The 23,442-nt window shown below is 63.6% G+C and carries 21 protein-coding genes; 17 read left to right on the top strand and 4 right to left on the bottom strand.

Features of this window, described 5'->3' with window-relative positions:
- The first annotated feature begins 1 nt into the window (after position 1).
- The 5 genes from DY201_RS26770 to DY201_RS26755 are packed head-to-tail and all read left to right on the top strand — an operon-like array spanning position 2 to position 4,438.
- Positions 2 to 1,279 carry an FGGY-family carbohydrate kinase gene (locus DY201_RS26770; protein WP_115734377.1) on the top strand — a complete coding sequence of 426 codons (1,278 nt, stop codon included), beginning with the start codon at positions 2 to 4 and terminating at the stop codon, positions 1,277 to 1,279.
- Positions 1,276 to 2,115, top strand: coding sequence for a TIGR01459 family HAD-type hydrolase (locus DY201_RS26765; RefSeq protein WP_425358769.1), 840 nt, complete (start codon positions 1,276 to 1,278; stop codon positions 2,113 to 2,115). The genes DY201_RS26770 and DY201_RS26765 overlap by 4 nt, the downstream gene beginning before the upstream one ends.
- A 22-nt stretch (positions 2,116 to 2,137) precedes the next feature.
- Positions 2,138 to 3,427 carry an L-rhamnose catabolism isomerase gene (rhaI, locus tag DY201_RS26760; protein ID WP_115734375.1) on the top strand — a complete coding sequence of 430 codons (1,290 nt, stop codon included), beginning with the start codon at positions 2,138 to 2,140 and terminating at the stop codon, positions 3,425 to 3,427.
- A 12-nt stretch (positions 3,428 to 3,439) separates the two neighbouring features.
- Complete coding sequence (gene rhaM, locus DY201_RS29245; protein WP_131922476.1) at positions 3,440 to 3,757, top strand: L-rhamnose mutarotase; 318 nt, start codon at positions 3,440 to 3,442, stop codon at positions 3,755 to 3,757.
- A 3-nt stretch (positions 3,758 to 3,760) separates the two neighbouring features.
- Entirely contained in the window at positions 3,761 to 4,438 is a 678-nt protein-coding gene (locus DY201_RS26755) for a class II aldolase/adducin family protein (protein ID WP_131922478.1), read from the top strand.
- A gap of 178 nt (positions 4,439 to 4,616) precedes the next feature.
- On the opposite strand, the gene DY201_RS26750 is transcribed toward DY201_RS26755, so the two are convergent.
- Positions 4,617 to 5,510 (bottom strand): LysR family transcriptional regulator, encoded by an 894-nt coding sequence (locus DY201_RS26750; protein WP_165916112.1) that lies wholly within the window; start codon positions 5,508 to 5,510, stop codon positions 4,617 to 4,619.
- Between the two features lie 97 nt (positions 5,511 to 5,607).
- On the opposite strand from DY201_RS26750, the gene DY201_RS26745 reads away from it, so the two are divergent.
- From DY201_RS26745 to DY201_RS26710, 8 genes are all read left to right on the top strand, one after another.
- Complete coding sequence (locus tag DY201_RS26745) at positions 5,608 to 7,059, top strand: aldehyde dehydrogenase family protein (RefSeq protein WP_115734373.1); 1,452 nt, start codon at positions 5,608 to 5,610, stop codon at positions 7,057 to 7,059.
- Between the two features lie 4 nt (positions 7,060 to 7,063).
- Positions 7,064 to 8,059, top strand: a complete 996-nt coding sequence (locus tag DY201_RS26740) for a membrane dipeptidase (RefSeq protein WP_115734372.1) — start codon at positions 7,064 to 7,066, stop codon at positions 8,057 to 8,059.
- Positions 8,056 to 9,750, top strand: coding sequence for a hypothetical protein (locus tag DY201_RS26735; RefSeq protein ID WP_115734371.1), 1,695 nt, complete (start codon positions 8,056 to 8,058; stop codon positions 9,748 to 9,750). The genes DY201_RS26740 and DY201_RS26735 overlap by 4 nt, the downstream gene beginning before the upstream one ends.
- Positions 9,747 to 10,322, top strand: a complete 576-nt coding sequence (locus DY201_RS26730) for a DUF3726 domain-containing protein (protein WP_115734370.1) — start codon at positions 9,747 to 9,749, stop codon at positions 10,320 to 10,322. The genes DY201_RS26735 and DY201_RS26730 overlap by 4 nt, the downstream gene beginning before the upstream one ends.
- Positions 10,323 to 10,329: 7 nt before the next feature.
- Complete coding sequence (locus DY201_RS26725) at positions 10,330 to 11,334, top strand: Ldh family oxidoreductase (RefSeq protein WP_115734369.1); 1,005 nt, start codon at positions 10,330 to 10,332, stop codon at positions 11,332 to 11,334.
- A gap of 102 nt (positions 11,335 to 11,436) precedes the next feature.
- On the top strand, positions 11,437 to 12,441 hold the full coding sequence (locus DY201_RS26720) for a glycine betaine ABC transporter substrate-binding protein (RefSeq protein WP_115734368.1): 1,005 nt from the start codon (positions 11,437 to 11,439) through the stop codon (positions 12,439 to 12,441).
- Positions 12,442 to 12,581: 140 nt separating this feature from the next.
- A complete protein-coding gene (locus tag DY201_RS26715; RefSeq protein WP_115734367.1) occupies positions 12,582 to 13,454 on the top strand; it encodes an ABC transporter permease in 873 nt (290 codons plus the stop codon).
- A gap of 4 nt (positions 13,455 to 13,458) precedes the next feature.
- Positions 13,459 to 14,604, top strand: coding sequence for a quaternary amine ABC transporter ATP-binding protein (locus DY201_RS26710; RefSeq protein WP_245432186.1), 1,146 nt, complete (start codon positions 13,459 to 13,461; stop codon positions 14,602 to 14,604).
- 35 nt (positions 14,605 to 14,639) lie between these two features.
- Here DY201_RS26710 and DY201_RS26705 read toward each other — a convergent pair whose 3' ends face one another.
- The 3 genes from DY201_RS26705 to DY201_RS26695 form a co-directional block, all read right to left on the bottom strand.
- The gene (locus tag DY201_RS26705; protein WP_115734365.1) at positions 14,640 to 15,344 is read right to left on the bottom strand and encodes an NIPSNAP family containing protein; all 705 of its coding nucleotides are present in this window, start codon (positions 15,342 to 15,344) and stop codon (positions 14,640 to 14,642) included.
- 134 nt (positions 15,345 to 15,478) lie between these two features.
- On the bottom strand, positions 15,479 to 16,315 hold the full coding sequence (locus DY201_RS26700; protein ID WP_115734364.1) for an ABC transporter permease: 837 nt from the start codon (positions 16,313 to 16,315) through the stop codon (positions 15,479 to 15,481).
- 31 nt (positions 16,316 to 16,346) lie between these two features.
- A complete protein-coding gene (locus tag DY201_RS26695) occupies positions 16,347 to 17,168 on the bottom strand; it encodes an ABC transporter ATP-binding protein (RefSeq protein ID WP_115734363.1) in 822 nt (273 codons plus the stop codon).
- A gap of 342 nt (positions 17,169 to 17,510) precedes the next feature.
- Here DY201_RS26695 and DY201_RS26690 point away from each other — a divergent pair, with 342 nt between their 5' ends.
- The 4 genes from DY201_RS26690 to DY201_RS26675 are packed head-to-tail and all read left to right on the top strand — an operon-like array spanning position 17,511 to position 23,429.
- Positions 17,511 to 19,625: a hydantoinase/oxoprolinase family protein gene (locus tag DY201_RS26690; RefSeq protein ID WP_115734362.1), complete on the top strand. Its 2,115-nt coding sequence runs from the start codon at positions 17,511 to 17,513 to the stop codon at positions 19,623 to 19,625.
- A complete protein-coding gene (locus tag DY201_RS26685) occupies positions 19,622 to 21,817 on the top strand; it encodes a hydantoinase B/oxoprolinase family protein (RefSeq protein WP_115734361.1) in 2,196 nt (731 codons plus the stop codon). Before DY201_RS26690 ends, DY201_RS26685 begins: the two co-directional genes overlap by 4 nt.
- The gene (locus DY201_RS26680; RefSeq protein ID WP_115734360.1) at positions 21,814 to 22,269 is read left to right on the top strand and encodes a Zn-ribbon domain-containing OB-fold protein; all 456 of its coding nucleotides are present in this window, start codon (positions 21,814 to 21,816) and stop codon (positions 22,267 to 22,269) included. The genes DY201_RS26685 and DY201_RS26680 overlap by 4 nt, the downstream gene beginning before the upstream one ends.
- Positions 22,266 to 23,429 (top strand): thiolase C-terminal domain-containing protein, encoded by a 1,164-nt coding sequence (locus tag DY201_RS26675; RefSeq protein WP_115734359.1) that lies wholly within the window; start codon positions 22,266 to 22,268, stop codon positions 23,427 to 23,429. The genes DY201_RS26680 and DY201_RS26675 overlap by 4 nt, the downstream gene beginning before the upstream one ends.
- Positions 23,430 to 23,442: the final 13 nt, after the last annotated feature.

Below are 23,442 nucleotides of genomic sequence, written 5' to 3'. Positions count from 1 at the left end.
GATGAATACCCCGCTTGCCATCGGCATCGACCTCGGCACGTCAGGCGCCCGCGCCGTGGCGATGACGCCCGGTTTCGAGATCGTGGCGCAAGGGGCAGCCAAACTCTCTGATTTCGGCGCTGACCAGCGCGACCCCGGCATCTGGTGGCAGGCGGTCGGGGTGGCGTTGAATGCGGTGCTTGTCCAGGTGGATCGAGCCTGGGTTCATGCCCTTGCCGTCGACGCCACGTCAGGCACGCTGCTGCCGGTCGACGCCGAAGGCACACCGCTCGCAGAACCGCTGATGTATGACGACAAGGTCGGCGATGCCGCCATCCTGGCACGTATCGCCGCCGTCATCCCGGCCGAAAGTGCCGCCCATGGCGCCACGTCGGGGCTCGCCAAGGCGCTGGTCTTCCAGTCTGTGCCCAACGTCGCGAAGGTCCTTCACCAGGCCGACTGGATCGCGGGAAGGCTCGCCGGCCACTTCGGCACGACGGACGAAAACAATGCGCTGAAGACCGGTTACGACCCGATCGACCGGCATTGGCCGGACTGGCTTGCTGCCGCCGGTCTGAACACCAGCCTGCTGCCGCGCGTCGTGGCGCCGGGTGCGCCGATCGAAACCATCGAGCCAACCATGGCCAAGGCGTTCGGCTTGAGCGAGGAGGTCGAGATCATCGCCGGGACCACCGACGGCTGCGCCTCGTTCCTGGCGACCGGCGCTGACAGGCCGGGAGATGGCGTTAGTGCCCTTGGCTCGACGCTGACGCTCAAGCTGCTCTGCGACCGACCGATCTTTGCGCCCGAATTCGGCATCTACAGTCACCGCCTCAACGGCATGTGGCTCGCCGGCGGCGCCTCCAACAGCGGCGGCAAGGTCTTGTCCCATTTCTTCTCCGCCGATCAGATTGCGCGCCTGTCCGCAGCCATCGACCCTGATGCTCCGACCGGCCTTGATTTCTACCCGTTGCTCGAAGCGGGCGAACGCTTCCCGGTGCTTGATCCCGCATGGCCGCCAAGGCTGACGCCGCGTCCGTCCGACGATGCCAGCTTCCTGCAAGCCATGCTCGAGGGCATCTCCGCCATTGAAAAGCTCGGTTATGACAGGTTGGCCGAACTCGGCGCGCCGCCGCTGCAGTCCATGCGCAGCCTTGGCGGCGGCGCATCGAATTCCGGCTGGACCGCGATCCGGCGCAACAGGCTCGACGTGCCGTTCCTGCCCGCGCATTCGCAGGAGGCCGCCGCCGGTGCGGCGCGGCTGGCGCTGATCGGCCTCGAAGCGGTGGGGGACTTTTGATGCCGACCCACCAACTTGCAGGCATTCGTGACCTGGCTGATCGCTTCGACGTCTTTATCCTCGACCAGTTCGGCGTCTTGCATGACGGTGCGGCGCCTTACCCTGGTGCTGTCGAGACGCTGGTTCGGCTGAAGCAGGCCGGCAAACGCACGTTGCTCTTGTCCAATTCCGGCAAGCGTTCGGCGCCCAATGAGGCGCGGCTGGTGAAGCTTGGTTTCGTACCAGGCAGCTGGGATGATTTTCTCTCGTCGGGCGAAGTCGCCTGGCAGAGCCTGCGCAAGCAGCTTGGCAACGAAGCAGGCCTGCGCTGCCTGCTGATCGCGCGCGACGGCGACCGGTCCGCCGTCGAAGGCCTGCCGCTCACCTTGGTCGAAACCGGCGAAGAGGCCGACATCGTGCTGCTTTCGGCCAGCGAGGGTGATCGCTTCGACCTGGACCACTACCGCCAGCTGCTTCAACCCGCCGCCGCACGGGGCGCGAGGTGCCTGTGCACAAACCCCGACAAGATCATGCTGACATCGGTCGGCCCGCGCTTCGGCGCCGGACGTATCGCCGAACTCTATGCTGAGCTTGGCGGCGAGGTGACCTGGATCGGCAAGCCGTTCCCCGAGATTTACGCTGCTGCGCTCGACATGCTCGGCACTCCCGAACGGAAGCGCGTCGTCTGCGTCGGCGACAGCATCGAGCATGACATATCAGGCGGGCAGGGGGCTGGGCTACGGACCGTCCTTGTCATGACCGGTGTGCTTGAGGCGAGCAGTGCGGCAGAGCGCGAAAAACTGTTCGCTGAGCACGGCGCTATTCCTGACTTTCTTGTGCGGACATTTGCGTGGTGAGGCCGCGCAAGAGGAGGATGTGATGGAGACGATGATTTCAGGCGACGCCGTCGAAAAGAGTAATGCCACACTCGAGAAGGCTCTGCGCGCCGACTACGCGTCGCTTGGCGCGCAGCTCGACCGCCGCGGCATCGCGATCGACGCCATTCTTGCCAAGGTCGAGACGTTCGGCGTCGCCATCCCCTCTTGGGGCGTGGGCACCGGCGGCACACGCTTCGCCCGCTTTCCCGGCCAAGGCGAGCCGCGCGATGTGTTCGACAAGGTCGAGGACTGTGCCGTCATCAACCAGCTGACGCGGGCGACGCCGACCGTCTCGTTGCACATTCCCTGGGACAAGGCCGACGCCAACAGGTTGAAGCAGGCCGCGGCGCGTTTTGGCCTCGGTTTCGATGCAATGAACTCCAACACCTTCTCCGACGCGTCGGGGCAGAAGCAGTCCTACAAGTTCGGCTCGCTCAGCCACGCCGACGCCGCAGTTCGCCGTCAGGCGGTCGAGCACAACATCGAATGCATCGAGATCGGAAAGTCGCTGGGGTCGAAGGCGCTGACGGTGTGGATCGGAGACGGCTCGAACTTCCCGGGCCAGGTCAACTTCGCCCGTGCCTTCGAGCGCTATCTCGGCGCGATGAAGGACATCTATGCGGCGCTGCCCGACGACTGGCGGCTGTTCACCGAGCACAAAATGTACGAGCCGGCCTTCTATTCGACGGTCGTGCAGGACTGGGGCACCAACTACATCATATCAAAGGAACTGGGCGACAAAGCCTATTGTCTCGTCGACCTCGGCCACCACGCCCCCAACGTCAACATCGAGATGATTGTCTCCCGTCTGATCCAGTTCGGCAAGCTGGGTGGCTTCCACTTCAACGACTCGAAATATGGCGATGACGATCTCGATGCCGGTTCGATCGATCCTTACCGACTGTTCCTTGTCTTCAACGAACTCGTCGACGCAGAGCTCTTTAGCGCGAAGGACTTTCGTCCTGCCCACATGCTCGACCAGAGCCATAACGTCACCGACCCGATCGAAAGCCTGATGCTGTCGGCCGTCGAGGTTCAGCGTGCCTACGCGACCGCATTGCTGGTCGACCGCAAGGCGCTCGAAGGCTTCCAGGAAGACAATGACGCGCTGATGGCGACGCAGACGTTGAAGGCGGCATACCGCACCGATGTCGAACCGATCCTTGCCATGGCGCGGCTCAACCGTGGCGGCGCCATCGATCCGGTCGCGGCTTACCGTGCCAGCTTCTATCGCCAGAAAGTTGCGGCCGAGCGGCCGGCATCGGTCGGTGGCGGTGGCGGCATCGTATGAGGAGGACAGGAAATGCCCGAGCGCATCGCATTCCGTATGGTCCTCAATCCAGGCCAGGCCGCCGAGTACAAGAAGCGGCACGACGAGATCTGGCCGGAGCTCAGCGCGGCGCTGCGCGAGGCGGGCGTGTCCGACTACACGATCTGGCTCGATCCCGAGACCAATCACCTGTTCGCGACGCTGGTGCGCACCGACGACCACGGCATGGACAGCCTGCCGCAAACCGAAGTCAACCGCCGCTGGTGGGACTTCATGGCCGACATCATGCAGTACACGGACCGAAACGAGCCGTTGGTCGTGCCGCTGCGCAAGGTTTTTCATCTGGAGTAGACAATGACTGACAAGGCACTGCGCGAGGAGATGGTGTCGATCTGCCGGCGCATGAATTCGAACGGTATCAACCAGGGTACGGCAGGCAATCTTTCGGTGCGGTCGAGCGGCGGATTCCTCATCACCCCGTCTGGCATGCCTTACGACATCATGGGTCCGGACGACATCGTCGAGATGGATTTCGACGGCACCTATGTCGGGCGTCGCCCGTCGTCGGAGTGGCGCTTCCACCGCGATATCCTGAAGGCGCGCGAAGACATCAGCGTCGTGCTGCATTGCCATTCGGTCTATGCGACGACGCTCGCCTGCCACCACAAGACCATTCCGTCGTTTCACTACATGACCGGCGTCGCTGGCGGCACCACCATCCGCTGCGCCGCCTATGCCACCTTCGGCACCCAGGCCCTGTCGGACAATGCGCTGATCGCGCTCAAGGACCGGCTCGCCTGCCTGCTCGGCCAGCACGGCCAGATCTCGCTCGGCACCAATCTCGAACACGCGCTGTGGCTGGCTATCGAGGTGGAGACGCTGTCGCGCATGTATGTCCAGGCGCTGACGCTCGGCGAGCCGCCGATCCTATCTGACGAGGAGATGGAGAGGGTGATCGAGCAAATGCGCCGCATGAGCTACGGCCTGGCGCCGGATGCCGAGGGCACCAACGATGTGGCCCGGCCGCGTTAAGGCAGACGCGATGTAGTGTATCTGGGCTCATGCAGTACGGGCGATAGCGGAGCCGTTTTTACCTAACAGCGACACTCGATTGCGTCTCGGCGATGCGCACGAATGTGTCTGCAGGCGCGTTGACGTTGATCAGGGCGAGGCGGTCGATATTAAGCCAACGAACCAACCGCTGCCTGCGTCAGCTTTCAAGACGGTCCGCGACCAGCGCCGGTATTTCCTTTACTGCAAAGGCGCGGAAGGCGGCGGCGACCGGCGAGGGCGAGACGTCGCGTCGTTCGACCAATCCAACCTGTCTCGATGCCGCGGCGTCGGCAAGCTCTAGCACAGACACGCCATCATGGGCGCCATGCATGGTCAGGGACGGCAGGATGGTCAGGCCGAGCCCAGCCTTCACCAAAGCCATCAGCGAAGTGACGTTATAGACGGTCATGAGTGACCGTGCCGAGAGCTGCTTGTATGCCTCCGCATCGATCGTGTCGGATGCGCCATTGCGGATCAGCGTCGTGCCGCTCAGGTCGCTCCATTCGACAGGGCGTTGGAGCTGGCAGAGTTCGTGATCGTTCTTGCAGAGCAGCTTGAACCGGTCGCTGAACAGTGGCGTGAATTCCACGCCGCCGCCGGCACGGCTTTCGCCGGCAATGCCGATGTCGGCGACGCCACTCTCCACCATGCGCCGCACCTGGGCGCTGTCGATGTCGAACAGCTCGACCTCAACCTGAGGCCGCGTTTCGAGGAAGCGCTGCAGGATCGGCGGCAGCACGTTTGTCGCGACCGAGGGCACCGAGGCGATGGACAGGCTGCCGATACGGCTGTGCGCGAAGGCCCGCATGATACCGACAGACTTGTCGAAGCTGCGGATCTGCTCGCGGCCGAGATCGAGCATCAGATTTCCGAGTGCCGTCAGGCTGTTCTTGCGGTCGGTCTGAAACAGCGGCCCGCCGATCTCGTCTTCCAGCTGCTTGAGCGTCATCGAAACGGCTGAGGCCGTGCGGCCAACCGCATCGGCTGCGTCCTTGATGTTGCCGCTCTCGGCGACCGTGACGAAGACCCGCAATGCTTCCAGCTTGATCATGGCACCGACTTCAATTCTTCTGAAATTGATAACAGAAATATCTGCTTGATTGAAGCGGTGTGGTGGCGGATTTTTCGTCCGATCAATGGAGACGGACATGGCAGAACACTATGCCAATCTGATCGGCGGCCGGTGGCGGAAGGGGGAGCGCTTTCACGAAAACCGCAACCCGTCCGATGTCAGTGACCTGATCGGCCTGTATGCGCAGGCCGGCGCGGATGATGTCGACGAGGCGGTCGCTGCCGGCCGCGCGGCCATGCCGGCCTGGCGGGCGATCGGGCTCGAGCAGCGCCAGGCGATCGTCAACAGGATCGGCAATGAACTGATGGAGCGCTCGGCCGAGCTCGGTGAGCTGCTTTCGCGCGAGGAGGGCAAGCCGCTTGCCGAGGGTCGCGGCGAGGTGTTCCGCGCCGGCCAGTTCTTCACCTACTACGCGGCCGAGGTGCTGCGGCAGCTCGGCGAGAATGCGGACTCGGTGCGTGCCGGTATCGAGATCGACATGCGCCGCGAGCCGATGGGGCTTGTGGCCGTCGTCTCGCCCTGGAACTTCCCGACCGCCACCGCCAGCTGGAAGATCGCACCAGCGCTCGCTTACGGCAATGCCGTCATCTGGAAGCCGGCCAACGAGACGCCGGCCTCGGCTTGGGCGCTCGCTGAGATCATCCATCGCGCCGGCCTGCCCGAAGGTACGTTCCAGCTGTTGATGGGGCCGGGCGCAGTCGTGGGCAACGGGCTTGCCGGCCACCCAGGCGTTGATGCCATCACCTTTACCGGCTCCTACGAGGTCGGCCGCGAGGTGGCTGTGACCGCAGCCGCGAAGTTGACGAAGTTCCAGCTGGAACTTGGCTCCAAGAACGCGCTCCTTGTGATGGATGATGCCGACATCGACCTGGCCGTGGCGGCAGCCATTGGCGGTGGCTACTCCGGCACGGGCCAGAAATGCACCTCCTCTTCGCGCCTCGTCGTCCAGGAGAACATTCACGACGCCTTCGTCGAGAAGCTGGCAGCGGCAGTTGGTGGACTGAAGGTCGGTCACGCGCTGGCGGACGGCACGCAGGTCGGCCCGGTTGTCAGCGAGCGCCAACTCACTGCGAACCTGGACTGGATGGATCGCGCCCGAGCCGCCGGCGCCGAGGTGGCTGTCGGTGGCGAGCGACTGCAGCTTGCCCATGACGGCTTTTACATGGCGCCGGCGCTTTTGACCGGCACGACCAATGCGATGGCCTTCAACCGCGAGGAAATGTTCGCGCCCATCGCCGCCGTGCAGAAGGTCGGTTGCTATGAAGAGGGGCTCGCCGTCGTCAATGACACGCGCTTTGGGCTGGTCGCCGGCATCTTCACCCGCTCGCTCGCCCGTGCCAGCCATTTCCGGCGACATGCCGAAACAGGCTGCGTCACCGTAAACCTGCCGACGGCGGGAACCGACTATCACGTGCCGTTCGGCGGACGGAAGGATTCCAGCTTCGGCTCGCGTGAGCAGGGCCGGTCGGCGGCCGAGTTCTACACTCAGGTCAAGACAGCGTATATTCGAGCAGGCGAGCCGGAGTAAGACCATGGACGCGAAGTTTACCAGCCCTGTCGTCGACTGCCTGCAATATGCCAACTGGAGCCCAAGCGTCTTCGCCGAAATGCGGGCCGGCGGCGTGCATGCCGTGCATGCCACCATCGCCTATCATGAGAATTTCCGCGAAACGGTGGCGAACATCATCGCCTGGAACCGCCATTTCGAGCGCCATTGCGACCTCATCTTCCCCGGCCGCACCGGCAGTGACATCGAAAGGGCGATGCGCGAAGGGCGCACGGCCATCTTCTTCGGCCTCCAGAACCCGTCGCCGATCGAAGACGACATCGGTCTGGTCGAGGTCTGCCATGCGCTCGGCGTGCGCTTCATGCAGCTGAGTTACAACAACCAGTCATTGCTTGCCACCGGCTGCTACGAGGGCGAAGACCCCGGTATCACCCGCTTCGGCCGACAGGCCATCGCCGAGATGAACCGTGTCGGCATGGTTGTGGACATGAGCCATTCGGCCGAACGCTCGACACTCGAGGCGATAGAGCTCTCAGCGCGGCCGATCGCCATCACCCATGCCAATCCGCACTGGTGGCATCCGGCGCTGCGCAACAAATCCGATACCGTGCTGAAGGCGCTGACGCGATCGGGCGGCATGCTCGGCCTCTCGCTTTATCCGCATCATATGAAGGACGGCTCGAACTGCACGCTAGCGAACTTCTGCGCCATGGTCGCGGAAACGGCCTTACGCTACGGCGTCGAGCATGTCGGCATCGGCAGCGATCTCTGCCAGGACCAGCCGGATGCGGTCGTCGCCTGGATGCGCAACGGCCGCTGGTCGAAGGTCTTGGACTATGGCGAAGGCTCGGCGTCGGCAGCGGGTTTCCCCCGGCAACCAAGTTGGTTCACCAGCAATGCGGATCTCGGAAATCTCTGCGACGGGCTACGCAGAACTGGTTTCTCAAACGAAGAAGTCGGCGCCATCATGGGCGGCAACTGGCTGCGGTTCTACAATCACTCCTTCGGACCGATGTCATGATAAACAGGGCAGCAGCCATCACGACAGCGCCTGAGCTGGCCATGCGTTCGCCCGATGTCGTCATGCGCCTACGGCGCATGGGGGCTTCGTTTCCGACACGATTGAGTTTCCTGCGCAGCCTGATCCGGCGTCTTGCCTCAAGCGGTGCTACGGTGCGCTGCCCGCTCTGGCGCATGGACGACCAGGGTTTCGGCGATGCGGTCTATACACTCGAGCTGGGCGGGCACGATTACAGTCTCGTTGCCTTTTCCTGTCCGCTTCCCGACAACCAGCGTTCCGACCGTGTCATCGCCGAGGCCTGGGACACCAGCTACGTGCTTTATGACGGCATTCCCGATGACGCCGAGATAGCACGGCTGCGGGACAATGCGCCGCGGCAGGAGGCGGGGCGTTTCGGACCGCGCGACCTGGTGCTGAGCCGCGCCAACAAGTCCGTGCGCTTTTTCGAACATGTCGTCGACAGCCTGGCGCGTGGGCGACAGCCGGAGCGCGACCGGCTTGGCGAGGTCGGCTATCTCCTGCGCACCACCGCCGTCTATGGCAACGGCAAGTTCGGCATCGCCGACCGTTTCGTGCTGGCCGAACGCGAGGGGCTCGCCGGTCCGTTCCAGGCCGAGATGCTGACGGTCTGGCTGATCCGCGAGTTTTCGCATGATCTCGTCGAGCACGTCGCCAGGTGTCGCGCGCCGGAAACGTTCGTGCCGCTTGCGCCGGAGCTGCGTCGCCATATCGGGGTCGGCAATTCCACCGGTCTAGGCATGGCGCCGTTCCTGGCAAATCATCCACAGCTGCTGAACAACTGGGTTTTCGCCCGCGAGACCGCGCTAGCGCGGGTGCGGTCCAAACGATACCTGGATGCAGCGTCGCTGGACCGACTGGCTGAACTCTGGCAGCAGGCGGGCATGCATCTCGATCAGTGGTCGGTCGAGGACGATGCCTTGATGGCGCGTATCCTGGGCCTGCGTGAAGAGTGGGCCGAGGCTCAGGCCTGGAGCGAGCCCGCAAGGTTGCGAACCGTATCGTCACCGGTGGCGTCACTCCTCGAGCGTTCGCAATTCATGTCGGTGGACTTCCAGGAATTGCTTGCTGCGCTGGTAATCGAAATGGCGGGAGCTGAAAACGATGATCTGGCGGACGGTATGTCAGCGGCGCGGGAAGCAACCTTCCAGCCAGCCATGAGGCTTGCGGCACTTCGCGGGCTGCTGCGCGACCACTATGGCTGGGCCTTGGCTGTGGCGTTCGACAGGTCCGCCGAAACCGCCCAGTTCTGGTATGTCTCGGAGGAGAAGCTGGAACCCAGGCTCGGCCGTCGCGCCACTGAGCCTGGCGCGGATCTCGAGCTTCCGCTCGATATCGCCCGGCAGGTGCAACGCCTTGCCGCTGACCTTGCGGCCGAGCCGGATATGCTGACCGTTGCTGCGTTCCTCGCCCGCTTCCCGCAGCATCGTCATGTGGTTCGCCGCATCCAGACGGCGGCGACCGCACCTTACTCCGAGATCCGCGACAACCTGCTCTCTGACCGCTGTCTGCCGATCCACATGCTGCGCTGCAAGCTTGCCTTCTTCGGTGCATCGAAGTTCGATCCGCGCTCGGATCGCTGGACACGGATCACCCTGTTTCAGGGCGCCCCGACGGCGGGTGAAATCGCTGCCGGAGAAACCGACGATTGCTGGCTTCCGGTGCTCAGATGACGACGATCCAGCTGTCCTACAACGAAGCGCAGACGCTTGCCCGCAAGGCCGCGAACGGGGCGGGGCTGCCTCACGGCGTCGCAGAGGACATAGGCGGAGCTGCCGTCTGGCTGTCGGCGCGTGGCGTCGATGCCATCGGGGTCGTGGTCGCCGCCCTTTCAGACTGCCAGCCGGCAATTCTGGCCGGCCAGGCGGCGATTGACGCGCTGTGCTGTGGCGAGTCGGACGAAGTCAACGTCGATGATGACAATCCGCGCCTGCTGTTGATCGGCCTAGCGGGTGCTGCGGCGATGAACATGGGATTGAGCCTCGCGGTGCGGTTTCGAAATGGCGATGTGGTGTCGCTGGCGCAGGTCAGCGATCTCGCAGATCAGGCATCTTCAATCGAGGCCTTGCGCCTGACATCTCGCAATACCGATGACATGTCCGAGCGCTTGGTGTCACGACGACCGGCCGCGACCGACACGAAAGCCTACGCAGCGGCACTCGGTCTTGCGGCGAAGACTTATGTGCCCGCCTCGGAATTGTCGCGCGTCCAAGGGGCCGGTGCGGGCACCACCGACAACGATTGAGGATCTCATGACGGAGCTGATGATGACGCTCGCCGCGGTCGAGCAGCTGTGCCTGCGCGCGCTGACGGCGGCGGGAGCCAGCGAGGACAATGCGGGTGCCGTTGCCCGCTCGACGATGCTGGCGGAGCGCGACGGCATCCGCAGCCATGGCCTGCTCTATGTGCCGATCTATGCGGAGCATGTCCGCTGCGGCAAGGTCGACGGCAAGGCCCGGCCAGGAGTGTCGCAGCCGCGGGCCGGTGCCGTCGTCGTCGATGCAGCAACTGGTTTCGCCCATCCTGCGATCGATGCCGGATGGAATCGATTGATTGCCGCCGCACGGCTCAACGGCATCGCTGCTATGACGGTGTTCAATTCCTATAATTGCGGCGTGCTCGGTCATCACGCCGAGCGCATCGCCGAGGCGGGACTGCTCGGGCTCTGTACCACTCATGCACCGGCTTCCATAGCGCCCCCGGGTGGGCGCTCACCGGTCATCGGCACCAATCCCTTTGCGCTTGGTGTTCCCGACGGGGCAGGGGGTGCCGCGCTGGTGCTCGACCAGTCGGCGAGCGTGGTGGCGAAATCGGAGATCTTGCTGCGCGCGCGCGAAGGGCGGCAGATCGAACCCGGCTGGGCTATAGATGAGCATGGCGCGGGCACGGTTGATCCAGCCGAAGCCCTCAAGGGCTCGATGCTTCCGGCCGGCGGCCACAAGGGCTTTGGTGTAGGGCTTCTGGTGGAAATTCTCGCATCGTGTCTTGCGGGGGCCGTTCTCAGCAAGGATGCAAGCCCGTATTCCGGAACGTCGGGCGGGCCGCCGAGAACCGGACAGTGTTTCGTCGCCTTTGACACGGCGGCCTTTTCGACGGGATTTTCGCATCAGGTCGCAAGTCTGGTGAACGCCATCGTCGGGCAAGGCGACGTCCGCCTTCCAGGTAGCGGCCGGCAGGTCGCGCGCCGTCGCACGGAGCGGGAAGGCGTGCGGGTCGATGCCGACCTGGTGGGTCGGATCGAGGCGTTCTGCCATTAAAGTTTTTCTGAAATCCGGATCAGTTATTTCGGTTTGATAAAAGTGGCTGCTTTCGACATCGTATTCCTTGAGGCCATTACAACGACAACAAAGGGAACTGCGATGAAGCTCAAGACATCCATTCTTGCGGGAGTTTGCCTTGCCTGCATGGTTCTCGGCAGCAATGCCGCCGAGGCCACCGAATGCGGGACGAAGGATCCGATCACGATCGCCGAAATGACCTGGCTGTCCGCCGGTACGCTCGCCTATGTCACCAAGGAGATCCTTGCCGAAGGCTATGGCTGCAACGTCCAGATCGTGCCCGGCGACACGGTGCCGACCGCATCGTCCATGCTGGCCAAGGGAGAGCCTGACATCGCGCCCGAGCTCTGGGTCTCTACCGTCAAGTCGACCTGGGACCAGATGCTGGCCAAGGGAACCGTCTACAAGGCCGGCGACATTTTCGCGAGTGGCGGCCAGGAAGGCTGGTGGATCCCTGATTACATCGCCGAGGCTCATCCGGAAATCCGCTCCGTCAGCGACCTCAAGGACAACTGGCAGGTGTTCGAGGATGCGTCGAACCCGGGCAAGGGCCGCTTCTATGCATGCCCGCCCGGCTGGGGCTGCGAAATCATCACCAACAACCTGGTCAAGGCGCTTGGCCTCGAAGCGACCTATGAGGTCTATCCGACCGGCTCGGGGGCGAACCTCAAGGCGATGATCGCCAGGCAGGTCTCACGCAAGAAGCCGTTCATCGGCTGGTACTGGGGCCCGACCGAGGTGATCGGCAAATACAAGCTCAAGGTGCTCGAGATGCCAGCCTATGATCAGGCGAAGTTTACCTGCCTCACCGATGCCAAGTGCGAGAAGCCGGAACTGACGGGCTGGGCGGTCGGTGAAGTCGCAGTCGCGGCCACCACCAGCCTCAAGGACAAGGCGCCTGCCGTGGCCGAGTTCCTGTCGAAGATGCAGGTGCCCAATGTCGAGATCAGCGACGTGCTGGCCTGGGGCGACGACAACAAGGCCTCCCCCGAGGAGGTCGCCACCTATTTCTTCAAGAACTACGAAACGATCTGGACGAAATGGGTTCCGGCCGATGTCGCCGAGAAGGTGAAGGCTGCGCTCTGATCGCAGCCTGGCGGTCGCGTATCTTCCCCAAGGCGCGGCCGCCACTTCGCATGCGATGCCTGTCGCGCTTATGCGCGGAACGCCGGCAACCGGCCGCCTCCGCGAGAGCCGCAGGTCGCCAACCTTGAAAGGGTCATGTCGTGGCAGACAATTTTCCCGAACTCGTCGATACGCGCGGGCTCCGCTTCGCGATCGATGACGGCTTCAGCTGGGTCGTTGCCAATTACGGCGACACGCTCGAGCGGGTGCTCGGGCCGCTGCTCAAGCTTCTCGGCGCCATGGAGGCGTTCCTGCAATGGCTGCCCTGGTATGTCACGATCGCCGGCATCGCCCTGCTGACCTATTCGGCCTCGCGCAATCTGAGGATGACCGGCAGCGCGATCGTCATGCTGTTCTTCATCGGTGCCGTAGGCCTGTGGAACGATGCCATGGCGACGGTCGCCCTGATGCTCGCCGCCACCGTGGTCGCCGTTGTGGCAGGCATACCGCTTGGCATCCTGATGGCGCGCTCCGACTGGTTGCGATCCATTGCCTTGCCGCTGCTCAACATCATGCAGACGCTGCCGATCTTCGTTTATCTCATACCTTTCGTCATGCTGTTCGGGCCCGGCAAGATCCCGGCCATCCTCGCCACCGTGTTCTTTGCCATTCCGCCTGTCATCAGGTTGACCGATCTCGGCATCCGCCAGGTCGACGGCGAGGTGGTCGAGGCGATTGTCGCCTTTGGAGCGACACCTAGCCAGAAGCTGGTCAAGGTCCAGATCCCGCTTGCCCTGCCGACCATCATGGCCGGCATCAACCAGACGACGATGATGGCGCTATCGATGGTGGTAATCGCTTCGATGATCGGCGCCGGCGGCCTCGGCTACCAGGTTTTGCAGGGCATCCAGCGGCTGGAGGTGAGCCGTGGCCTTGTTGCCGGCATTGCCATCGTCTTCCTCGCCGTCATCTTCGATCGCATCGCCCAGTCTTATGGCCGGCGTGCCCAGAAGCATCTCGAGCACGGGGAGTAAGGCCGTGACCGTTTCGGACGTGAAGATTCAGGTCGACAAGGTCTACAAGATCTTCGGCAGCAGGCCGGACGATGCGATGTCTGCACTCCATGCGGGCGCCGGAAAGGCCGAGGTCCTGCAGAAGACCGGCTGCATCGTCGGCCTCAAGGGTATCGATTTTTCGATCCGCAGCGGCGAGACCTTCGTCATCATGGGGCTTTCGGGCTCGGGAAAATCGACGCTGATCCGTCATTTCAACCGGCTGATCGAGCCCACTGCCGGACGAATCCTTATCGACGGCCGTAACATCATGGACATGAACGCTGGTGAATTGCTGGCATTTCGCCGTAGCGGCATTTCCATGGTGTTCCAGCGTTTCGGTTTGCTGCCGCACCAGACAGTGCTGGAGAACACCATCTGCGGGCCGATCCTTCAGGGTGTGGATCGACGTGAAGCGCTGATACGCGGCATGGAGCAGCTGGAACTCGTCGGGCTCAAGGGTTTCGAGAACCGCTTCCCCCGCCAGCTCTCGGGCGGCATGCAGCAACGGGTTGGCCTGGCCCGAGCGCTTGCGACGCAGGCGGACGTGCTGTTGATGGACGAGGCCTTCAGCGCGCTCGACCCGCTGATCAAGAGCGACATGCAGGAACAGCTGAAGGAGATCCAGGCGCGGCTGAAGAAGACCATCATCTTCATCACACACGACCTCGACGAGGCGCTGCATCTCGGCGACCGCATCGCCATTCTCAAGGATGGCGAATTACGCCAGGTCGGCACCGGCGAGGAGATCCTGTTCAGCCCGGCGGACGACTATGTCGAGCGTTTCGTCCGCAAGGTCGATCTGTCGCGCGCGCTCTATGCCAACGACGCCTTTGCCAAGGTACCTGTCCTGACGCAAGCGGAAGCCGCTGGAGACCGGACAGCCGCGCTGCTGCGCCAACATCCGGCGGTGATCGTCGCGCAAGGGACGGAGATGTGCGTGCTGACATCTTGCGAGCCTTACAGCACCAAGCGGGTTGCGCACATCGATGCCGCGGCCACACTCGGCCAAAGCTTCCCGCTCCTCGCAGGCAACAAGACCGTCGTCGTCATGGACTGCGGGTCCCCGGCCGGAATCCTGACGCGCGAAATGGCGTTCAAGGCGCTGTCCCGGTCAGTGCGTGCTGCCTGAGCGGCTGCTCCGTTGCAGGCATCGGCACAGCGTATCTAGGGTTGGACCCCAGTCCTGAGTGGCGAGGCAGGTGCCGAACACATCAGGTGGCCGACCCAGTCGATCGCAATGTGTTTGGTCCTGGCGCGCCATGTGCGGAAAGGCTCGCCGTCTTCGGCCATGCCGACGCGAGCCCAGTCGCTCCAATCCCGCATGGCCCAGATCAGCACCACTTCGGAATCATTGCGCATGGCGGTACGAAAGGCGCCGACAAGCTGCAGCCCCAATTCCATTGCCGGGCCAAGCCAATGCTGCGACACCAGCTGCAAATAATCCTGCGCCAGGCCTGGCTTGATATTGACGGTCTCGTGCAGGAACACCTTGGCGCCGACCACCCTGCTGTCGGCACAAAGTTGCTCTGTGTCGGGTGAGTAAGGGGCTGCGATCAACAAACGGTCAAAGCCCCCGCTGCGGTAATTTTGCGCCGTGAGCCACCACGTCTCAAGCGCCTTGTCCTGCATCGTGTCCGTGCCGGTCTCATGCGCGAAACTGGCAGCCAGGCTGTCCCAGTCTTCGTACTCCCACAGGTTTACCACTTGTGGCCAACGGCCCGTGCTGCCGAGCGTCCCCCAGACGCCGAAGCATTTTTGAAGGCGTTCGGCACTGTGCCGACCCCAGTCGGTCGTCATGTGTTTGAAGTAGTTAGCCCGGTTGGCGCCGATGATGTCGATATATTCGTGGATATAGATCTTGGAATTCATTCGGGCCTCCCAAAGGTCAGCTAGCTGCCACGCCCTGCCGGGTGGCACTACAAGGGCAGACGAAGAAGGATGCCCATCTCGCCGAACGGCCCCGAAGCGTCGCATTTCGGGGCAGTTCGGATGCTGCTTTGGATCTAGCGGGATCCTTTGGTCGAGGACGCCGTCCAGGGCAGCATCAACCGTCCGAGCCAGCGGACCAGCGAGCTGAACAGGAAACCCATGAGGGCTACGGTGCAGATACCGACATACATCCGGTTGGCCTGAAACAGCGACCACGAATGCCAGATGCGATAGCCTATGCCCTGGCTTGCCTGGACGAACTCGACGCCGACGATGACCAGCACCGCCGTGCCGATGGCGATGCGCATGGAAATGAACAGCTGTGGCAAAAGTGCCGGCCAGGTGACGTGCCTGAACATATTCCAGCCCTTGGCGCCGAAGGAGCGGGCGGCCTCGTGATAGTTCTCGGGGATGGCAAGCACTGCCTCCATGCACTGGATCCAAACCAGGAAGAACACGGTCATGCCGACAAGCAGCACGCTCGGCAGTTCGCCAAGTCCGAAGATCAACAGCAGCAACGGCAGCAGGGCGAGCTTTGGTACCGTGTAGAGCGCGGTAAGGAACGGCTCCAGCGCGGCGCGTGTCAGGCGCGACAGGCCGAGCAACAGGGCGGCGCCAAGGCCTGATGTGACGCCGATGGCGAAGCCGGCGAGCACACGCAGAGCACTCGCGATCACATCCTGCTGCAGCATTCCTGTGCGCAGCATTTCGACCGCTGACAGGAAGATCGCGCTCGGGGCGGGAAAAAAGCGCGAATCGAGAAGGCCGGCGCGGGCGCAGATCTCCCACAGGATGAAGAACACGACGGGCGTTGCCATCGCCAGCAACTTTTCCTGCCTTCGCGCCCGCAGCGCATAACCACGGGGGTCGCGCTCGGCTTCGCCCGGTCTGATAGCGATGGTCTTTTCCATGCTCGGCGCCTCCTCTGCGTCGATGTCTGTTTCAGGCAGCGTGCTTGCCGACCTGCTCTCGCAGCAGGTTCCAGATTTCCTGCTCAAGCTTGGCGAACATCGGCTCTCCGCGGATTTCCGGCGCGCGTGGTCGGGCGAAAGGCACCTCGAATTCGGCGATGATGCGACCCGGTCGCGCCGACATCACCACGACCCGGTCGCCGAGCAGCAACGCTTCTTCAAGGCTGTGGGTGACGAAGACGACCGTGCGTCTGTCTTCTTGCCAGAGCGTCAGCAACTCGTCCTGCAGGATGCGACGGTGCTGGGCGTCGAGCGCGGCGAAGGGTTCATCCATCAGAAGGATTTCGGGCTCGACCGCCATGGCGCGAGCGATGGCGACACGTTGCAACATGCCGCCGGAAAGAGCCGGGGGATATGCATTGGCGAAGTCGGCGAGGCCCATCTTGCCGAGCCATGCCGTCGCGCGCCTGTCGGCCTCGGCTCCAGACATGCCAGTCATCTCCAGACCGAAGCGGACATTGGCCTGGATCGTCTTCCACGGAAACACATTGTAATTCTGGAACACCATGGCGGTGGGGACCGCACGCGTGCCACTGGCATGGACGAGGACCTCGCCCTCGCTCGGCCTGTGCAGGCCGGCAATCATCCTGAGTACCGTCGACTTGCCGCAACCCGACGGACCGACGAGGCAGACGAATTCGCCACTCCTCACGTTGAGATCAACACCGGCAAGCGCTTCGACATTGCCGTTGGCATCATAGCGCTTGCGCACGCCTCGCACTTCTATCTTGGCAGGGGCCTCGGCGGCCAATGGCATGGCAGCGTCGATGTCGGTTCTGCGCAATGAATTCATCTGTCGCTCCGTAGGAAGTGCAATCCGGCGAACGACAAGGGCATCCGCGGAGGGGAGGCTAGGCCGATAGGCGAAATCAAAACAATCGCTTCCGCAGATTTTCCGGATAGCCGGAAAATTGTCGGTTGCGTTTGACAGCCTGCTCCGTTCGACGCCTAATCGACGTGTCTCAAGTGGCGGAAATCGTTGCCGCCTTGGAGAGCGGCGGCGGCATTCGTTCCCCGCAGGATTGTTTCAATTCCGTGCCGGATTTCCGGCTTTCACGGCAGGCCATCAACGGCGAGCGCCACGCGTTCGACGGACGGCGGACTGCGTCCTGAAGAATGATTTGCGAGTTTGCATATGCAGATCGTCGGCATCGACACTGGCGGCACCTTTACCGATACGGTCATTCTTACCGGCGACGGCAGGATCGGGGTCGGCAAGGCACTGACGACGCACGGCCGCCTGATGGAAGGCGTGATCGCCTCGCTTGCTGTCGCCTCCCGCTCGCTTGGCAAGAGTCTGCGCGAAATCCTCGAGGCGACCGACATCCTGTCGCACGGCACCACCGTCGGCCTCAATGCCCTGCTGACCAACGCCGGCGCCAAGGTTGGCCTGCTTGTGACCTCAGGTTTTGAGGCGACACTGCCCATGGCGCGCTCCAACAAGGTGCACGGCCTGCCCGACGAGGACAGCATCAATGCGCTCAAATGGCGCAAGCCGGATCTGCTCGTACCCCGCCGCCGCATCATCGGTGTGCGCGAACGCATCGACGTCGACGGCAACATCATCGTGCCGCTGGATGAAGAGCAGGCCCGTCAGTCGATCCGCCAACTGGTCGCGCGCGGTGCCGAGGCGATCGGCATTGCGCTGATGTGGTCGCCGGTCAATGGCAGTCATGAGCACCGCCTAGCCGAACTGGTTGCCGAGGAGGCACCTGGCCTGCATGTGACGCTGTCGAGCGAGCTTGCGCCGCGCATCGGCGAATATGAGCGCACCGCGACCGTTGCCATGAATGCCTATGTCGCGCCGCTTGTCCGCGACTACCTGACCTCGCTCGACCAGGCGTTGCGCGATGAGGGATTTTCGGGCCTGTTTCTGATCGTGACCATGGGCGGCGGTGTCCGACGGGCGAGCTCGTTGCGCGACGCCCCGGTTCACCTGCTTCAGTCCGGGCCCGTCGGCGGCATCATGGCCGCCCGCCAGATCGGCGCGCGGCTTGGGCATGCCGATGTGCTCGCCACCGATGTCGGCGGCACAAGCTTCGATGTCGGCCTCGTCGTCGGTGGTGCCCTGCCGACCGCTTCCCGACCACGCATCGACCGGCATAGCTTGGCCGTTCCCGTCATAGACCTGGCCTCTATCGGGACGGGTGGAGGCAGCATTGCCTATGCCGATCCGGAACTCGGTGTGTTGCGGGTCGGACCGCAAAGCGCCGGTTCAATGCCCGGCCCGGCTTGCTATGGCCGTGGCGGCACGCAGCCTACAGTGACGGATGCCGCTGTCGTTCTTGGCCATCTCGATCACCTCGGTGGGGCGCTCACCCTGGATCGCGACGCTGCGCGGTCGGCGCTTGCACCGCTTGCCGGCAAGCTCGGCCTTGAAATCGAAGAGGCGGCCGAGGGGATCTTGCGCGTCGCCAATGCACAGATGGCCGATCTCGTCCGCCGTGCCAGCGTGCAACGCGGCCACGATCCTCGCAACTTCGTGCTTTATGCCTATGGAGGGGCGGCGCCTCAGCATGTCGGGCGCTATGCCGCCGAGATCGGTGTGAAGGCAATCGTCATACCGCGTCTGGCGCCGGAGTTCTCCGCCTGGGGGGCGGCCTCCAGCGACATGCGGACCTCCTATGAAATCGAGCTGCCCGCCCGGCCGCTGCAGGACTTCCGTGATGGCGAGATCGACGCCTTCGCCCGGCTCGAGCAGCGCGCCCGAGGCGAATTCGAGGGGCTGGCGGAGGCGAGCCTGGCAGGTGCCGTCGAGATACGGCGCAAGATCGGTCTGAAATTTTCTCGCCAGCTGCACCGGATCGACATCGAAGTGCCATCGCCGCGGCTTGGTAGAGCCGAGATTGCCGCTGCCGAGGCCGCGTTCCGGTCCCGCTACGAGCAGATCGTTGGTCGGGGTTCGGCCCATGCAAAAAGCACGATCGAACTTGCGGCCGTCGTCGTTGAAGCGCGCATGCCGATCGTCATGCCCGACAGCGCTCCGACGGGGATGCGCGGCGCGCTCCGGCCCAGCCGGCAACGGCGGGCCTGGTTCGGGGGTCGTGAGCAGGAGACGCCGGTCTTCTTGTGGGCCGAGCTTGGCGTGGGCGTCGTGATATCTGGACCTGCCTTCATCGAATCCGACCAGACAACGGCAGTGATCTATCCTGGCCAGACGGCGACGACCGACGCGGACGGCAACCTCACCATGACAGTGGCTGTGGTGCATAAGCGCGCGCCGTCGCCGAGCATCGAGGAATTCGCATGACAATCGGTCCGATCGAGCTCGAAATCATCCGCCACCGACTTGAAGCCATCAATGCGGATGCAGGGGAGACGCTGGTCCGTGTCTCCGGTTCGCAGATCGCCTCCGAGGCGAGTGATTTCAACACCGCGATCATGACGGCCAACGGCACCGTGATCTCGTGCAGCAAGTTCATTCTGGTGCAGTCGACATCGCTCAACCTTATCGTTCGCGACATTCTCGATCGCTATGGCGAAAACCCGGGCATTGGTCGCGGCGACCAGTTTCTTACCAACGATCCCTATCTCGGGACGCTGCACCAGCCCGATGTCACGCTGGTGGCGCCGATCTTTCACGGCGACAGGCTGATTGCCTGGGCGGGGTCGACGGTGCACGAGCCGGATGTCGGCGGGCCGGTCAGCGGCGGCTTCAACTATGCAGCCCGCTCGATCTTCGACGAAGCGATTCCGATCCCGCCGGTCAAGATCGTCGAGGCAGGCAGCATCCGCCGCGACATCGAGCGTGACTACCTTGCCCGCACCCGAACACCCGAACTCAACGCGCTCGATTTGCTTGGCCAGATCGCGGCCAATCGCGCATCCGAACGTCAGGTGCTGGAACTCTGCGCCGCCTATGGCACCGATGGTCTCGTCCACGCGATGGACAGGCTGCTCGCTTCCACGGAGGCTGCCTTTCGTCGCCGCCTCATTGAGCTGCCAGATGGCATTTGGCGCGAGAACTCGTTCATTCAGCATGAGCAGCGTAGCGGCGCCGACTATTTGCCGAACCAGGTCTACGCCGTCCGCCTCGCCATGGCCAAGGCAGGCGACAAGCTCAGCTTCGACTTCACCGCCAGCGACGACCAGGCTCCTGGCGCGGTCAACTCCACCTATCCGACGCTGGCCAACTTCACCATGGCGGCGGTGCTCGTCCACATCTGCCAGGGCCTGCCCTGGATGCCCGGCGCCATATGGCGAACCATCGACATACATACTCGAAAGGCTTCGATCGTCGATGCCGAGTGGCCGGCCGGCGTGGCGATGAGCACAGGCACCTCGGCACAAGCGATCCGCAACTGCGTCAGTGGTTGCCTCGCGCGCCTGCTGGACGGTTCGGCAGCTCATGCGCACATGGCCATGGCATCGTCGCAGTCCTCGGGCGCGGGTGGCATGTCGATTTCGGGCCACCGGCTCGATGGCGCCCCATTCACCACGCTGTTTCTGGACGAGTTGAGCGGCGGGGGCGGTGCCACCAGCAATGCGGACGGAAGCGATACCTCCGGCACCGCGACGTCGCCCGGCGCAACGCCCTCGAACATCGAGACCAACGAAGCATACTATCCGGTACTGTATCTGACGCGCCGCGAGCTGGCCGATTCCGGCGGACCGGGCAAGCGACGCGGTGGCGTCGGCGCGATGCATGCCTATCGACCGCATCAGACCGCTCAATCGATCGCACTGCTGTCCATGGCGCAAGGCTTGCAGCATCCCGCGACCATGGGCGCAATCGGCGGTGAACCCGGTTTTCCCAGCGGCTTCGCCATCATGAGTTGTGACGTGCCAGTGGCCGTTTCAAAAGGCTGGCCGGAGCTTGCGGATGCCACTGATTTTCGGCTGCCGGATGCTGCAACCAGGCTCTACCCGGGTCAGATGTTGGTCACGTCGTCGCAAGGGGGCGGCGGCTTTGGCGATCCGCTCGAACGCGATCCGGCTGCGGTTGCCATGGATGTGCTCGATGGCCTCGTCAGTCTGGGCAATGCATTGCGTGACTTTGGCGTGGTCCTGCGTCTCGACGGCGACCAGGTAGAGATCGACCGTGACGCGTCGGAGGCCGAGCGAAAAGTACGGCTCAAGGCTCGGCTCGGCGGTCGCGATCCGCGCACGATTGAAGGTCCGGTCAGCGGACGTCGCCTGTCCAGCCATTTCCGGGCCGTCGCAGTCTCCGGTGGCGAGCAGGTCGTATGCGCCGTCTGCGGCTATAGTATCTGCCGCGTTGGCGCGGACATCTACGCATCCCTTGCCGTCCATGAAGCCGTCGCCGGCGAGCGATCAGCCATCACCGACCGCTATCCCGGCAGCGAACGCTTCCGCATCCGCCATTTCTATTGTCCCGGTTGCGCCCGGCAGGTCGACGTCCAGGTCGCGCGCGCCGACGATCCAGTGCTCGAGGCGATTGAATTGCCGGTTCCCCGCATTCCGACAGAGACAAGACCATGACAGCCATCCCTTTGCCCTATGCTGACGATCCCGACACGGCGGGCTTCTGGGATGCGGCCCGCGAAAGGCGCCTCGTCGTCCAGCGTTGCAAGGCCTGCGGCCATTGTCAGTTTCCACCACATCCGTTCTGCGCCGCCTGCGCCCATGCCGAGACGGAATGGACCGAAACGTCCGGTCGAGGTTCTGTCTGGTCGTACGGTGTTGCGCATGGTCCGACGCTGCCCGGTTTTCAGGATGTGGTGCCGTATCCAATGATCGTCGTCGAATTCGAAGAACATCCGCATATCCGCATGGTCGGCAGCCTGGTTGCGGCACCCGACGCTGCCATCGACAGCGTACCAGCTTCGGCAATCCGCATCGGCATGCCGGTCGACGTCACCTTTGCCGCCGTCTCCGACGACATCACCCTGCCGCGCTGGATGCCGCGCGCTTCCGAGAGCCTGAAGCCATGAGCGATACGATCTCCCTCAAGGACCGGACTGCGATTGTCGGCATCGGCGAGACCGCCTTTGGCAAGGCGATGGTGCAAAGCGAGGAGCAGCTTGCCTGCATGGCGATCAAGGCGGCGCTCGACGACGCCGGCATCTCGCCGTCGGAGGTCGACGGCCTCTGCTCGCTCAACATGGAGAACGTCTTCCAGCACGACATCGCGCGTGACCTCGGCATGAAGGAGGTGACCTATTATTCGCAGATGCCCGCGGGTGGTCATGGCGGCTGCGGTACTGTCGGCCATGCGGCCATGGCGATTGCCACCGGCCAGGCCAAGGTGGTCGTCGGCTGGCGCTCGCGCAAGCGGAGCGGCCGTGCAAGCCGTGTCTGGGCGCAACTGGAGCAGCGCATTCAGGGCAGCCGCGACACTTGGCTGAGGCCCTGGGGCATCATCCGGCCTGTCGACGAGGTCGGTGTGATGTACACCCGCTATATGCACGAATTCGGCGCCACCCGCGATCATCTCGCCAATGTCGCATTGGCGTTCAGAAGCCATGCCAACCGCAATCCCAAGGCCTTCATGCATGCCAAGCCGATGAGCCGCGAAGACTATTTCGCAGCGCGCTGGATCAGCGAGCCGTTATGCCTGTTCGATTGCTGCCTTGAGACGGACGGCGCGATCGCCTTCGTCGTCACAGCAGCGGACCGCGCCAGGGATTGCCGCAACAGGCCCGTCTACGTCCACGCCGCAGCCCAGGGGTTCGATGGCGGCAGCGCCATCCTTGCCAACTACTTCACTGCCGATCCGATGTGCTCGCAGGCTGCGACCTGCGCGAAGTCCCTGTGGCGACAGAGCGACTTCCGTGCTGCCGACATGAAGGTGGCGCAGTTCTACGACGCCTTCACGCCGGAGGTGTTCTTCACCCTCGAAGGCTACGGCTTCTGTGGGCGAGGTGAAGGCGCTGCCTTCACAGAGGATGGGGGCGTCGCGCTCGGTGGACGCCTGCCGGTAAACACCGGCGGCGGCAGCCTCTCGGAGGTCTATCTGCATGGTTTCAATATGATCACCGAAGGGGTGAAGCAGATGCGCGGAACCTCGAGCGGTCAGGTCGAGCAAGCCGACTGCTGCTTCGTGAGCTCGAGCGATCTGGGCCCGACCTGTGCTGTCGTGTTGCGCAACTGAGAGGGGGCTATTG

Source organism: Aminobacter aminovorans, assembly GCF_900445235.1.
GTDB classification, from domain to species: domain Bacteria; phylum Pseudomonadota; class Alphaproteobacteria; order Rhizobiales; family Rhizobiaceae; genus Aminobacter; species Aminobacter aminovorans.
The sequence above is the reverse complement of the archived record's forward strand: the minus strand, read 5'-3'. Positions and strand labels throughout refer to the sequence as shown.